Source organism: Tahibacter sp., from assembly GCF_032229445.1.
In the GTDB taxonomy this organism is placed as follows: domain Bacteria; phylum Pseudomonadota; class Gammaproteobacteria; order Xanthomonadales; family Rhodanobacteraceae; genus Tahibacter.
Window position 1 is genome coordinate 17,692 of record NZ_JAVTWC010000050.1, and the last position, 13,425, is coordinate 31,116.

Here is a 13,425-nt window from a genome sequence, read left to right on the forward strand (position 1 = left end):
TCCTACGGAGGAATTTGTTGCGCTGCAAACAAAACAAAGGCCTATGCGCGGCTGGCGCGGCCCCAAAAACAAAGCGCCATGCCCGGCTCGCCGGGCATGGCGCTTTGTCTTACCGGATTGTCAGACCGTTTCAGTCGCGCCAACGGCGCTCGACGACGAACTGCGCGGCACAGCCCTGGTCGACCCAGACGCCAGCGCGGTTGAAGCCCCAGGTGCGGCCCTGCACACAACGCGTGCCGGAGATCTGGCGCGCGAGGCGGACTTCGCCGCCGCGGCCGACGTCGACCTGACACATGTTGTAGCGGAAGTCGCGGCTCTCGCAGACGAAGCTGATGTCCTGGTCCCAGCCAGGACCCGGCCGCCAGCCACCACCACCACCACCACCGCCACCGCCACCATGTCCACCGCCACCGCCGCCGGCCTCGGCGAACACGCCGGCGCAACCACGATCGACCCAGACGTTGCCGCGGCGATCAACGCCCCAGGTCTGGCCTTTGATGCAATTGCTACCCGACAGCTGGCGGACCAGGCGCGCATCGCGCCAGTTGGTATCGCAGCGGGCATAGCGGTAGTCGTTACTACGGCATTCGATCGTGTCGCGTCCTCCTCGCTGGGCCTGGGCCACAGACGACGTCCCCAACAGCGATCCCAGTAATACAGCGGCTAATCCCAGCACTCGCGTGATCATTGCACCTTCTCCTTTGGCCAAACGCGGCGCCAGTGTACGCGCTGGGGAGCGGACGGGTCTGTGAGCGTTACGTGCATGGCGGGCTTTTGTTCAGCGGACGCTGAAGGCGGGCAATCGCTGCGTCTGGCCGCTCTGGACAAAGCAAACGCTGTCCGCGGCGTGTATGACTCAACTGGTGCTGTTGCCCGCCGGCTTGTCCGCCGCCGCAGTCGTGCTGGCGGTGGCCGGCGCGTCGGACTTGGCCGCATCCGGTTTGGCCGTTTCGGCCGGCTTGGCGTCGCCCCCGCCTTCGCCGGCCAGATTGCGCTTCTTGTCGCCATCCTTCTTGAAATCGGTTTCGTACCAGCCGGAACCGGCCAGACGGAAAGACGGTGCTGTGATGCGCCGGCGAACGGACGGGCGGGCGCAGGCCGGACAGTCGGTGGGATCGGGATCGGACAGTTTCTGCAGGCGATCGAAGCGCTTGCCACACTCGCCACATTCGAATTCATAGATTGGCATTGCATTTCCCCGGAAGCGGAAGCCCCCGCCATGCGGGAGCCGGCCCGCATTGTGCGGTCCGGCTCCGGGTTTTCAAGCAGATTCGCTTACGTGGCTTCGACCGAGGTGCCGCGGCCGAAGTTGAGGTGACCGTCCTGTACGTCGACCATGACTGTTTCACCGGCGGCGTAGCGGCCTTCCAGAATCTGCCGCGCGAGTGGATTCTCCAGTTGCTGCTGTATCGCGCGCTTGAGCGGCCGCGCGCCGTAGACCGGATCGAAACCGGCCTGCCCGAGCGCGTCCAGCGCCGCATCGCTGATGACCAGCCGGAGCTGGCGCTCGGCCAGCCGCTTGGCAAGGCCGGCGGTCTGGATCCGCGCGATCGCGCGAATCTGCGCTCGTTCGAGCGGCCGGAACACGACGATTTCGTCGAGCCGGTTGATGAACTCCGGGCGGAACTGCGCCTGCACCACGCCCATGACCGCGGCCTTGATCTGCGTGTAGCCCTCTTCGCCGCCGATGCTCGACGCCTCCTGGATCAGCTGCGAACCGAGGTTCGACGTCAGCACGATCACGCTGTTGCGGAAGTCCACGGTACGGCCCTGACCGTCGGTCAGGCGACCATCGTCGAGTACCTGCAGCAGCACGTTGAACACATCCGGATGCGCCTTCTCGACTTCATCGAGCAGGATCACGCTGTAGGGACGGCGGCGCACGGCTTCCGTCAGATAGCCGCCTTCTTCATAGCCGACATATCCCGGCGGCGCGCCGATCAGCCGCGACACCGAATGCTTTTCCATGAACTCGGACATGTCGACACGCACCATTGCATCGGTGGAGTCGAACAGGAAATCCGCGAGCGCCTTGCACAGCTCGGTCTTGCCCACACCGGTCGGCCCCAGGAACAGGAACGAGCCCGACGGCCGGTTCGGATCCGAAAGACCGGCGCGCGCGCGCCGGATCGCGTCGCTGACCGCGCGCACGGCCTCATCCTGACCGATCACTCGCGCGTGCAGTTCGTCTTCCATGCGCAGCAGCTTTTCGCGTTCGCCTTCCAGCATCTTGCTGACCGGTATACCGGTCCAGCGCGCGACCACCTCGGCGATTTCCTCGGCCGTGACCTTGTCCTGCAGCAGTGTGAAGCCGGCCTTCTCCGCTTCCTGCGCAGCCTTGAGCTGCTTTTCCAGCTCCGGCATGCGGCCGTACTGGATTTCGCTCATGCGCGCGAAATCCTGGTGGCGCTGCGCCGCTTCGAGCTCGAGCCGCGCCTGTTCGATCTGCTCCTTGATCCGCGTCGCCTCCTGCAGCGTCGCTTTCTCGGACTTCCAGACTTCTTCCAGGTCGGAGAACTCCCGCTCGAGTACCGCGATCTCCTTTTCCAGGTCGGCCAGGCGCTGCCGCGATTCGCTGTCCTTTTCCTTCTTCAGCGCCTCGCGCTGGATCTTCAGCTGGATCAGGCGGCGCTCGCGCCGGTCCATTTCCTCGGGCTTGGAGTCGATTTCCATGCGGATACGCGACGCCGCCTCGTCCATGAGGTCGATGGCCTTGTCAGGCAGCTGACGGTCGGCGATATAGCGATGCGACAGCGTCGCTGCGGCGACCACGGCCGGATCGGTGATCTCCACGCCGTGATGAACGGCGTAGCGCTCCTTCAGTCCACGCAGGATCGCGATCGTGTCCTCGACGCTGGGCTCACCGACGAACACCTTCTGGAAGCGGCGCTCGAGCGCCGCATCTTTTTCCACATATTTACGATATTCGTCCAGCGTGGTCGCGCCGATGCAGTGCAACTCGCCGCGCGCGAGCGCGGGCTTGAGCATGTTGCCCGCATCCATGGCGCCCTCGGCCTTGCCCGCGCCGACCATGGTGTGCAGCTCGTCGATGAACAGGATCACGCGACCTTCCTGCTTGGACAGATCGCTGAGTACGGCCTTGAGGCGCTCCTCGAACTCGCCGCGGAATTTCGCGCCGGCGATCAGCGCACCCATGTCGAGACTGAGCACGCGCCGGTCGCGCAGGTTTTCCGGCACCTCGTGATTGATGATGCGCTGGGCGAGTCCTTCGACGATCGCGGTCTTGCCGACGCCGGGCTCGCCGATCAGCACGGGATTGTTCTTGGTGCGCCGCTGCAGCACCTGGATGGTCCGGCGGATTTCCTCATCGCGGCCGACGACGGGATCGAGCTTGCCGCGTTCGGCGCGCTCGGTCAGGTCGATGCAGTATTTCTCCAGCGCCTGGCGCTGTTCCTCGGCGCCCTCTGATTGCACCTTCTCGCCACCGCGCATCTTGTCGATCGCAGCCTCGAGGCCAGCCTTGCTGGCGCCGGCTGCCTTGAGTGCGGTGCCGAGCTCACCCCGGTCATCGAGTGCGGCAAGCACGAACAGTTCGCTCGCGATGAACTGGTCGCCGCGCTGCCCGGCCAGCTTGTCACTGAGATTGAGCAGGCGATTGAGATCGCCGGACAGGTTGACGTGGCCTTCCTGCCCCTTGGTCTGCGGCAGACGCTGCAGCGCTTCGCTGACGCGCTGACGCAGCAGCGGCACATTGATCTGCGCCTGACTCAGCAGCGGCACGGTGGAACCACCTTGCTGGTCGAGCAGCGCCGCCATCAGGTGCAGCGGCTCGAGCATATTGTGGTCTCGGCCGACGGCGAGGCTTTGCGCATCGGCCAGAGCTTGCTGCAGGCGCGACGTGAATTTGTCCAGACGCATGGATCACCCGGAAGTATTGAGGAGGGGCCGCTATGCGGCGATGCCCGTTGTATGTGGCTGGCACGCAGCCGATTCAAGCGCCGCCGGGAACGGTTCGGCCCGCGCTACCATGACATTTTGCGGAGACGGCGCAATGGCGTGGACCGTACTGCTGCTGGGTGCCTACGGCCTGTTCGGCTCGCGCATCGCCGGCCGCCTCGCGCGCGAGCAGGGCTGGCGGCTGCTGCTGGCCGGCCGCGACGCCCGGCGCGCGGCCGCCGTGGCCGCGACGCTGCAGGACGACAGCCGTACGCGGGCAGAATTGCACGGACTTGCCGTCGACGCGCACACGCCGGATTTCAGCCGCGTGCTGCAGCAGCACCGGCCCGATCTCGTCATCAACTGCGCGGGGCCGTTCCAGGGCCAGGACTACACCGTCGCGCGATGGTGTATCGAGGCTGGCGCACACTATGTCGACCTCGCCGACGGCCGCGACTACGTCGGCGGATTCGGCGCCGCACTCGACGCGCTCGCGCGGCAACACGAGCGCCTCGCGGTCACCGGCGCGAGCAGTGTTCCAGGCCTCAGCGGCGCGGTCGTCGATGCACATCGCGCCGCGTTCGCCAGCCTCGACGCCATCGACATCGGCATCAGTCCCGGCAACCGCACCGAACGCGGCCTCGCTACTGTCGCCGCGATCCTCAGCTACGTCGGAAAACCGCTGCCCTGGCGCCGCAACGGCGCCCCCATGCCAGTGTTCGGCTGGCAGCGCCTGCAGCGCCGGCGCTATGCCGATCCGGTCGGCGCTCGTTGGCTGGCCGCTTGCGACGTGCCGGATCTGGATCTGTTCCCCGCCCGCTACGGACTGAAAGCGCTGAGCTTTCGCGCCGGGCTGGAACTGAAGGGTCTGCATTTCGGCCTTTGGCTGCTGTCCTGGCTCGCGCGCGCCGGTGTGCTGCGCAACCTGCCGTCACACGCCACGGCGCTCAAGCGCGCCAGCGAGTGGTTTCTGCGCGCCGGCACGGACTCGGGCGCGATGCATGTGGAGCTGTCCGGCTTGAATTCGTCCGGAAATCCCCATCGAGTCCATTGGGAAATCATTGCCGCTGACGGTGACGGTCCGCAGATCCCGGCCACGGCCTCCGTCGTGATCGCCGGCAAGCTCGCACGCGGTGAGCTGGGTACGCGCGGCGCGATTCCGTGCCTGGATCTGTTCACGCTCGACGAGTGCCTGGCGTCGCTCGCAGGCTATGCGATCCGCACGCACACGCGGTCGGAACCACACTGATCGTCGCTGTCTCGCGACCACCCGGGCCCGATGCGGGAAACGAAAGTCCGCCTCAGTCCAGAAACCGCGCTCGCACCGCCTGATCCGGCATCAGGCAATGATCGCGCCGACCGAACCAGCGATAACGGTTGCGCGCGATCAGGCGGTACAGCGCATCGCACAGAACGGCCGGCAAGACGCGCAGCATCGCGACGAGCCGCCAGGCGCCGCCAAAACTGCCGACGAGGCGCAGGATCGCGTCGCTCTGCGTATGCCCCTTCCCTTCCGAGACGAACAGGAAGGACAACGGATCGTCGGCATCGAGTCCATGCGCTTGGAGCAGGCTCTGCCCCGCGGACGACTGCATCGCGGCGAAGCGGATGCGCCCGCTGCGATCGTGCCGCAGCACGAACGCGACCCAGGCGCTGCAGAGCAGGCAGACGCCGTCGAAGACGAGCACGGGCGGCTGCGCGCCGCGGTCAATCGCCGCCATCGCCGCCACCATCACCGTTGCCGTCGGCATCGCCATCGCGGTGGAACAGGCGCCTGAACCCATGCATCCCGCCGCCGTGCGTGTCCGTGCCGGCGTCCCGTCCGTCCGCGCGATTCGCCGGAACACTGTCGAGATCGAGATCGACATCGTCCTCTTCCTCGTCGTCACGACGCGGCGTCATCGGCAGGGTGAGACCGCGCGGCACATCCAGCCAGCCGCTGTAGTGCACGAGTTCGCCGGCCAGCGGCAGCGCCGCGGCGACCTCGAAGCAGTAGCGCCCCTCGCCATCCTCGGACTCGCGCGCATGCACGCCCCGGAACCACCGTGCCGGTAGTGGAATGCCGAGCGCGCTGACCTTGTCGACATGCCAGCACAGCGCCGCGCCGTCGACGCGAAGCGTGAATGCGAAGGTGACGAGGCCAAGCCGCTCGCACAGACGACCCTGCTTGCGCCACAGGCGCGACCGCATGCGATGGCCATCGAAGTTGCGCGTCCACTGCTCGCCGTCGGGCGAGGCGAGGATATCGACGAACAGCGGCGCGTCCTGCATCGCCGGCGGCATGCCGGTGACGAAACCGCACAGCCGCGCGAGCCAGTTGCGGCCGCGGCGTATCGTCGCCGCACCGCTATAGCGGCGCTGCCCCGGCTGGAGGTGCAGCGTCCGCACGGTCGGCGGCAAGTGTGCGAATGCGCGGCCGAGCAATCGTGGAAAAGTCAACTTGGACGCCACGATGCGCGCATCCGGCAGCAGTGGACCGCGCCCGTGCACGCCGGACGGCTGGATCCAGATCAGACTCGCGAACCGTCCCGTCGGACGCGCGCGCCGATGCGAGTAGAAGCGTTCGTCGCTGAACGTGTCGAAGCCGCCGCCCGAAACCTCGCGTACGCCGGCCGAATTCAGGCGCTGCCGCGCAAGTTCGTAGAGATCGCATAGCCAATGCCCCGGCCGCGTCGCGGTGAAGGCGTATTGCGCCGTGGCGTCGTGTTCGATGAAGGCGGCGCGAACCTCGTCGCCGACTTCGTAACTATTGGCCGCTATGGCCGGCCCGAGCCAGACACGCAACAGGACAGGTGACGCATCGAACTTCGCCAGCGTGGCCTCGATGATGCCCGCCGCCAGGCCGCGCCAGCCCGCATGCACGGCGGCGACCTCGCGGCCGTCGGCGCTGGCGATCAGCAGCGGCAGGCAATCGGCCGTCTGCACCGCGCAGACCAGTCCAGGCCGGCTCGTATAGGCCGCGTCGGCGACCGGATCGTCGTGGTGATCGCGCGCCGGATCGCCGGGCGCGTCGAGGACATGGACCGCAGTCCCGTGCACCTGACGCAGCCACACCGGTTCCGACGGCAGGTCCAGCACGGCGTGCAGCGCCGCGCGATTGGCGGCGACGTTGTCGGGCGCGTCGCCGCAGCGCGAGCCGAGATTGCAGTCATCGAACGGAGACGGCGACGCACCGGCCAGCCGGCGTGTCGTCACGAGCGCCGTCACGCCGGGCGCCAGCGGCACCTCGGGAAAAACCGGCTCGGAGGCAGTCGCTGCTGTGCCCGCTGCGAGGCGTTTCATGCGCTCAGCGCCGCGACCGCGCGTTATCGGCCTCGCCGTTGATCTTGGTGTCGCCGCGCAGCGCCTCGATCAGGCCGGCCAGGTCCTGCGGGCGCTCGGCCTCGACCGAGATCGTCCTGCCGCCGGCCGGATGGGCAAACTCCAGCTTTTCCGCATGCAGTGCCTGACGCTTGAACGCGCGCAGCACCTCGGTCAGCTCCGGCGTCGCGCCCTTGGGCAGGCGCAGGCCGCCGCCGTAGAGCGTGTCGGCGACCAGCGGATGGCGGATATGCGCCATGTGTACACGGATCTGGTGGGTGCGGCCGGTCTCGAGATTGCACTGCACCAGGGTGTGCGCGCGGAAGCGCTCGCGGACGCGGTAGTGCGTGACGGCCGGCCGGCCGGCCGGTTCGTCGATGACGGCCTGCTTGACGCGGTCCTTGGGATGCCGGCCGATCGGCGCATCGACCGAACCACCGGAAATCATCGGGCCCATGACCAGCGCCTCGTACTGGCGGTGCATGGCGCGTTCGGACAATTGCTCGACCAGCGTCGTATGCGCCCGCAGCGTGCGCGCCACGACCATCAGCCCCGACGTGTCCTTGTCCAGCCGATGCACGATGCCGGCGCGCGGGATCTCCACGAGTTTCGCGTCGTAATGCAGCAACGCGTTCTGCAGGGTGCCGGCAGGATTGCCGGCGCCGGGGTGCACCACGAGACCGACCGGCTTGTTGATCACGAGGACGTCGGCGTCCTCGTAACGGATGTCGAGATGGATGTCCTCCGGGGCCAGCGGCACCTCTTGCGAGGCGATCGCCACGACACTGACGGTCTCGCCGCCCTTGAGGATCTGCCGGGGCGCCGCCGGGGCGCCGTCGAGCAGGGCGTCCCCGGATTTGATCCAGGCGGTCAGGCGCGAGCGCGAATAGTCAGGAAACAGCTCGGCCAATACCTGGTCGAAGCGGCGGCCGGCCTGGTCCAGCGGGACTTCCAGGGTCTGAGGCTTTACGGAGTCATTCATCGGGGATTTGGCCTGGCCGGGGCGAGGCGGAACTCTTTGGGCTATGATCGCGGCCCGCATTTTCGCAGAGCGTGGCCGTCCCATGCGAGTTTCCCTGCTGATCCGACTGGTTTTTTTTGCTGCGTTGCTGAGCCTGGGCGCTTGCTCGCGCGGTGGCAAGAAGACCGACCCGGTCGAGACCCTGCCGGTAGACCAGGTCTATGCCCTGGCCAAGGAGGCCCTGCAGAACGGCAATCTCGAACGCGCCGCTCGCACCTATGAACGCCTCGTCGCGCGCTTTCCGTTCGGTGCCTATACCGAACAGGCCCAACTCGAACTGGCCTACACCCAGTTCAAGGACCACAAGGAAGAAGAGGCGTATTCCGCGGTCAACCGCTTCATCAAGACCTACCCCACGCACAAGCACATCGACTACGCCTTCTACCTGCGCGGCCTGATCAACTTCGCCCGCTCCGATGGCTTGCTCGAGCGTTACATCAACCGCGACGAGACCAAACGCGACCAGGCCTACGCGCTGCAGTCCTTCGAGGATTTCGGCGAAATGGTCAAGCGCTACCCGGACAGCCGCTACGCCGGCGACGGACGCCAGCGCATGATCTATCTGCGCAACAACATGGCCCAGGCGGAAGTCGGCGTCGCCCTGTTCTACCTGCGCCAGAAAGCCTACGTCGCCGCAGCGAACCGCGCCGAGAAAGTCGTCGAGACCTACCAGCGCACGCCGCAGGCCGGCGACGCGCTGGCGATCATGACCGAAGCCTACGCCCGCCTCGGCCAGGACAAGCTCAGCGCCGACACGCGCCGTGTGCTCGAACTCAATTACCCCGAGCATCGCTACCTCAAGGGCGAGTACCCGCCCAAGCGGCAGAGCTGGAAGCGCCTGGTCCCGTTCACCGATCGCGGCTGAGCGCGACATGCGGTGCCGCGTCGCGATGCGGCACCGCCTTGAGGGCAGCGACATCATCCAACCAGGAAACCCGCGGTGAGCGAAATCACTCCGCTGCTGGAGCAGGCCCATGCCGGCGATCGGGCCGCCTGGGAACGCGTGGTCGCCCTGCTGCATGACGACCTGCTGCGCCTCGCACGCTGCGCCAGCACGTCCGGCCTGCCTGACACGCTGGATGCGCCGGCGCTGGTGCGTGACTGCTACGAACGTATCGCCGGAGAGATCGGCGGCCGCGCCGTGGTCAACCGTTCGCATTTCCTCGCCCTCGCCGGCCGCGCGATGCGCCAGATCCTCGTCAGCCATGCGCGCGAGCGCGTCGCCGGAGACCGCGCCGGCGCGTCCGATCCAGCCACGGCCGAGGCACTGCGCGAGGCCGCCGAACTGCTCAGCCTCGACGCCGTGCTCGAGGAGTTCGGCCGCGAGGACGAACGCCTGGTCCACGTCCTCGACGGCCGCATCTTCGGTGGCCTGAGCGAAGTGGAGATCGCCGAAGCCCTGCGCCTGCCATTGCGCACGGTGCAGCGGCTGTGGGATCGCTCCCGCGAACGGCTGCAGTCGCTGCAGGACGCCTGAGCCTCGAGCGCCCTGGTCAGTCCAGGCGCAGACCGGTATGTGCGTCGAATCGGTGCAGCCGTGCCGGATCGTAGAACAGGCGCAGGCACGAGCCTGCGGCGGGCGACTCGCCGGGCGGTACGCGCGCCACGACGGCCTGGCTGCCCACGCGGAGATTGAGGAAGGTTTCGTTACCCACCGGCTCGGCCAGGTCGAGCACGGCCTCGAAGCCCACGCCCGCGACGCCGCTGGCGAGGCTCAGATCTTCCGGCCGCAGCCCGACCACGAGCGCGTCGCCTGGCGCCGCCGGCACCTGTGCGACCGGCCCCAACGGCAGCATCGTGCCGTCGTCGAGCCTTAGCGTCGCGCCGTCCGCGGCCACCTCGCCGCGCAGCAGGTTCATGCCGGGACTGCCGAGGAATGCGGCGACGAACACGTTCGCCGGCTTCGCATACAGGCGCAGCGGCGTATCGATCTGCTGGATGACGCCGTCGCTCATGACCACGATCCGGTGGCCCAGCGTCATCGCCTCGACCTGGTCGTGCGTGACATAGATCATCGTCGCAGCCAATTCGCGATGCAGCCGCGCGATTTCCACGCGCATGGCCAGTCGCAGCTTCGCGTCGAGATTGGACAGCGGCTCATCGAGCAGGAACACCTTCGGCTGGCGCACCAGCGCGCGGCCCAGCGCGACCCGCTGGCGCTGGCCGCCGGACAGCTCGGCCGGGCGCCGCTGCATCAGGTCCTGCAATCCCAGCAGCTGCGCCGCGGTCGCGATACGGCGCTCGACCTCCGTGCGCGGCGTGCCCTTGAGGCGCAGACCGAAGGACAGGTTTTCGGCAACGCTCATGTGCGGATACAGCGCGTAGTTCTGGAACACCATGGCGATGTCCCGATCGCGCGGCGCGAGATCGTTGACCCGAACGCCGTCGATGGCGAGCTCGCCGGCGCTGATCGTTTCCAGCCCGGCCACCATGCGCAGCAGGGTGGACTTGCCGCAGCCCGACGGGCCGACCAGCACGACGAGCTCGCCCGCGGCGATCTCGAAGCTCGCCCCAGCCACGGCGATGCGGCCGTTGCCATAGACCTTGCGTACGGCGTCGAACTTCACGGTGGTCATGCCCCAGCCTTCCTCTGCGCGGCGTCCGCACGACACCGTCGCGGCCGTGCCTCTTTCGTCCGAAACGCCATTATGCTGGAATGTAATCGTTTTCATCGAGCCAGGGCCAGCACACCACCATGACCGCCGCCAGCGAATTTCCGCGCGACTTCCTCTGGGGATGCGCGACCTCGGCCTACCAGATCGAAGGCTCGCCACTGGCCGACGGGGCAGGTCCCAGCATCTGGCACCGCTTCACCCGCACGCCTGGGCTGGTCCGCGACGGCGACAATGGCGACGTGGCCTGCGACCACTATCGCCGCTATGCCGACGACGTGAAGCTGATGCAGCGGCTGGGACTCAACGCGTACCGCTTTTCCATCGCCTGGGGTCGCGTCATGCCCGAAGGCAAGGGCCGTATCAACGCCGGCGGCCTGGATTTCTACGAACGGCTCGTCGACGCGCTGCTCGACGCCGGCATACAACCAATGGCTACCCTGTACCACTGGGACTTGCCGGCCGCGCTCGACGATCGCGGCGGCTGGCTCAACCCCGACATCGCCGGCTGGTTCGCCGACTACGCCACGGCGGTCTATCGCCGGCTCGACGATCGCATCAAGCTCTGGGCCACCTTGAACGAACCCTGGGTCGTGACCGACGGCGGCTACCTGCATGGCGCGCTGGCACCGGGACACAAGAACCGCTTCGAGGCACCGCTCGCCTCACATCAGCTCATGCGCGCGCACGGCGCCGCCGTGCAGGCATACCGCGCGGTCGGCAAACATCAGATTGGCCTGGTCGTGAATATCGAGCCGAAGTATCCGGCCTCGGATTCGGCGCAGGACAAGGCTGCGACCCAGCGCGCCGACGCCTACATGAACCGGCAATACCTCGATCCGGCCTTGCTCGGCCACTATCCGCCGGAGATGAAGGAAATCTTCGGCGAAGCCTGGCCCGACTGGCCGGCCGAGGATTTCGATCTCATCCGGCAGCCACTGGATTTCATCGGCCTCAACTACTACACGCGCAGCGTCACGCGCCACGACGACAAGGCCTGGCCGCTCTACGCGAGCGGCGTGCGCCAGCCGCAGGCGACCTACAGCGAAACCGGCTGGGAAGTGTTTCCGCAAGGACTCACCGACACGCTGAACTGGATCCGCGAACGCTACGGCAATCCGCCGCTGTACATCACCGAAAACGGTTCGGCGTTCTACGACCCGCCGGTCGCGCCCGCCGACGAACTGCCCGATCCGCTGCGCGTGGACTACCTGCGCAAGCACCTGCGCGCGACGCTACAGGCACGCGCGGACGGCTGCGATATCCGCGGCTATTTCGCGTGGTCGATGCTCGACAATTTCGAATGGTCGCTCGGCTACTCCAAGCGCTTCGGCATCGTCCATGTCGATTTCGCGACGCAGAAGCGCACGCTGAAATCCAGCGCGAAACTCTACGCGGAGATCATCGCGAGCCATGGGGCTGTGCTGGATCGGTAGCTGATCCACTCGACACGCAAAACGACCGCGCGGCTTGGCGGCCCTCTGGCCCGTCGGGCCTCAAGGACGGTGAGAACCTGCATTTCCAGACCATCGTCCTTCACCCCCTTGAAGGGGAGGGCTTGAAAGCTATGCTTGCCGATCCCGACCCACGGAACCGGCCATGCCCGATGCCAACCTGATCCTGCTCGCCGACATCGGCGGTACCAACCTGCGCTTCGGCTTGTGCGAATCGGCCGAGGTGCCGCTGAGACCCGACAGCGTGCGCCGCTACCGCGCGGCCGAGCATGCCAGCCTCAGCGAAGCGGCGGCGCGCTATCTGGACGAGATCGGTGCGCGACCGGGCCAGGCGGTGTTCGCGATTGCGGGCCGCGTCGATGCAGGCGAAGTGAAGATTACCAACCTGCCGTGGACCGTATCGGCGAGCACTGTGGCAAAGCAGCTCGGCCTCGCATCGGTGCGGCTGGTCAATGACTTCGCCGCACAGAGCCGCTGCCTGCCGCTGCTGCAGGTGCAGGATCTCGAATGCCTTGGCACGCCGGCAGCGCCCAATCTGGGGGGGCGGCACGATCGGTGCGTCGCCGTCGTCGGACCGGGCACGGGTCTGGGCGTCGGCGCGCTGCTCCTGCGCGAGGGCCGCGCCATCGTGCTCGAGACCGAGGGCGGCCATCTGAGTTTCGCGCCGGGCACCGACGAGGAAATCGCTGTGCTCAACAGCCTGCGCCGCGACTTCGGCCGCGTCTCCAACGAACGGCTGATCTGCGGCAGCGGGCTGGTGAATCTCTATGGAGCGGTCTGTGAGATCGCCGCCGCGCCGAAGCGCGCAGCGACACCCGAGCAGGTGATGCAGGGCGCGACCGATGCCAGCGACGCGCAGGCCGTGCGCGCGGTCGACCTGTTCGCCGAAATCCTCGGCGCGATCGCCGGCGACCTCGTGCTTGCCTATGGCGCCTGGGACGGCGTCTTCCTTGGGGGCGGCCTGCTCGAACCGCTGCTGCCGACCCTGCGCCGCGGCGGTTTCCGTGCGCGCTTCGACGCCAAGGGCCGCTTCACGCCGACCATGACGCAGATCCCGACCGTCGCAGTGCGGCATCCGAACCCAGGACTGCTCGGCGCGGCAGGCATCGCACTGGACGCGCGCGCCGTCTGAGCCGGCGCG

The 13,425-nt window shown here is 67.4% G+C and carries 12 protein-coding genes; 5 read left to right on the forward strand and 7 right to left on the reverse strand.

Features of this window, described 5'->3' with window-relative positions:
• Nucleotides 1-130: 130 nt before the first annotated feature.
• The 3 genes from RUU78_RS09570 to clpB all read right to left on the reverse strand — a co-directional run bounded on the left by RUU78_RS09570 (nucleotide 131) and on the right by clpB (nucleotide 3,879).
• A complete protein-coding gene (locus RUU78_RS09570; RefSeq protein WP_313915992.1) occupies nucleotides 131-640 on the reverse strand; it encodes a DUF3011 domain-containing protein in 510 nt (169 codons plus the stop codon).
• 216 nt (nucleotides 641-856) lie between these two features.
• Nucleotides 857-1,189, reverse strand: coding sequence for a zinc ribbon domain-containing protein (locus RUU78_RS09575; RefSeq protein ID WP_313915994.1), 333 nt, complete (start codon nucleotides 1,187-1,189; stop codon nucleotides 857-859).
• An 86-nt stretch (nucleotides 1,190-1,275) separates the two neighbouring features.
• The gene (gene clpB, locus RUU78_RS09580) at nucleotides 1,276-3,879 is read right to left on the reverse strand and encodes an ATP-dependent chaperone ClpB (protein ID WP_313915996.1); all 2,604 of its coding nucleotides are present in this window, start codon (nucleotides 3,877-3,879) and stop codon (nucleotides 1,276-1,278) included.
• A gap of 133 nt (nucleotides 3,880-4,012) precedes the next feature.
• On the opposite strand from clpB, the gene RUU78_RS09585 reads away from it, so the two are divergent.
• Complete coding sequence (locus RUU78_RS09585; protein WP_313915997.1) at nucleotides 4,013-5,146, forward strand: saccharopine dehydrogenase NADP-binding domain-containing protein; 1,134 nt, start codon at nucleotides 4,013-4,015, stop codon at nucleotides 5,144-5,146.
• 52 nt (nucleotides 5,147-5,198) lie between these two features.
• On the opposite strand, the gene RUU78_RS09590 is transcribed toward RUU78_RS09585, so the two are convergent.
• From RUU78_RS09590 to rluD, 3 genes are read right to left on the reverse strand one after another with little or no spacing between them, the layout of a single operon-like run.
• Nucleotides 5,199-5,618 carry a thiol-disulfide oxidoreductase DCC family protein gene (locus RUU78_RS09590; protein WP_313915999.1) on the reverse strand — a complete coding sequence of 140 codons (420 nt, stop codon included), beginning with the start codon at nucleotides 5,616-5,618 and terminating at the stop codon, nucleotides 5,199-5,201.
• Nucleotides 5,605-7,179 (reverse strand): peptidoglycan editing factor PgeF, encoded by a 1,575-nt coding sequence (pgeF, locus tag RUU78_RS09595; protein ID WP_313916001.1) that lies wholly within the window; start codon nucleotides 7,177-7,179, stop codon nucleotides 5,605-5,607. The genes RUU78_RS09590 and pgeF overlap by 14 nt, the downstream gene beginning before the upstream one ends.
• A 4-nt stretch (nucleotides 7,180-7,183) precedes the next feature.
• Nucleotides 7,184-8,179 (reverse strand): 23S rRNA pseudouridine(1911/1915/1917) synthase RluD, encoded by a 996-nt coding sequence (rluD, locus tag RUU78_RS09600; protein ID WP_313916003.1) that lies wholly within the window; start codon nucleotides 8,177-8,179, stop codon nucleotides 7,184-7,186.
• 82 nt (nucleotides 8,180-8,261) lie between these two features.
• Between rluD and RUU78_RS09605 the strand changes: the two genes are divergently transcribed.
• The gene (locus RUU78_RS09605; RefSeq protein WP_313916005.1) at nucleotides 8,262-9,083 is read left to right on the forward strand and encodes an outer membrane protein assembly factor BamD; all 822 of its coding nucleotides are present in this window, start codon (nucleotides 8,262-8,264) and stop codon (nucleotides 9,081-9,083) included.
• Nucleotides 9,084-9,158: 75 nt separating this feature from the next.
• Nucleotides 9,159-9,695, forward strand: a complete 537-nt coding sequence (locus tag RUU78_RS09610) for an ECF-type sigma factor (RefSeq protein WP_313916007.1) — start codon at nucleotides 9,159-9,161, stop codon at nucleotides 9,693-9,695.
• 16 nt (nucleotides 9,696-9,711) lie between these two features.
• On the opposite strand, the gene ugpC is transcribed toward RUU78_RS09610, so the two are convergent.
• On the reverse strand, nucleotides 9,712-10,794 hold the full coding sequence (gene ugpC / locus RUU78_RS09615) for a sn-glycerol-3-phosphate ABC transporter ATP-binding protein UgpC (protein WP_313916009.1): 1,083 nt from the start codon (nucleotides 10,792-10,794) through the stop codon (nucleotides 9,712-9,714).
• A gap of 119 nt (nucleotides 10,795-10,913) precedes the next feature.
• Here ugpC and RUU78_RS09620 point away from each other — a divergent pair, with 119 nt between their 5' ends.
• Both RUU78_RS09620 and glk read left to right on the forward strand, forming a co-directional pair.
• Nucleotides 10,914-12,266, forward strand: a complete 1,353-nt coding sequence (locus RUU78_RS09620) for a GH1 family beta-glucosidase (RefSeq protein WP_313916011.1) — start codon at nucleotides 10,914-10,916, stop codon at nucleotides 12,264-12,266.
• Nucleotides 12,267-12,429: 163 nt separating this feature from the next.
• Complete coding sequence (gene glk, locus RUU78_RS09625; protein WP_313916013.1) at nucleotides 12,430-13,416, forward strand: glucokinase; 987 nt, start codon at nucleotides 12,430-12,432, stop codon at nucleotides 13,414-13,416.
• Nucleotides 13,417-13,425: the final 9 nt, after the last annotated feature.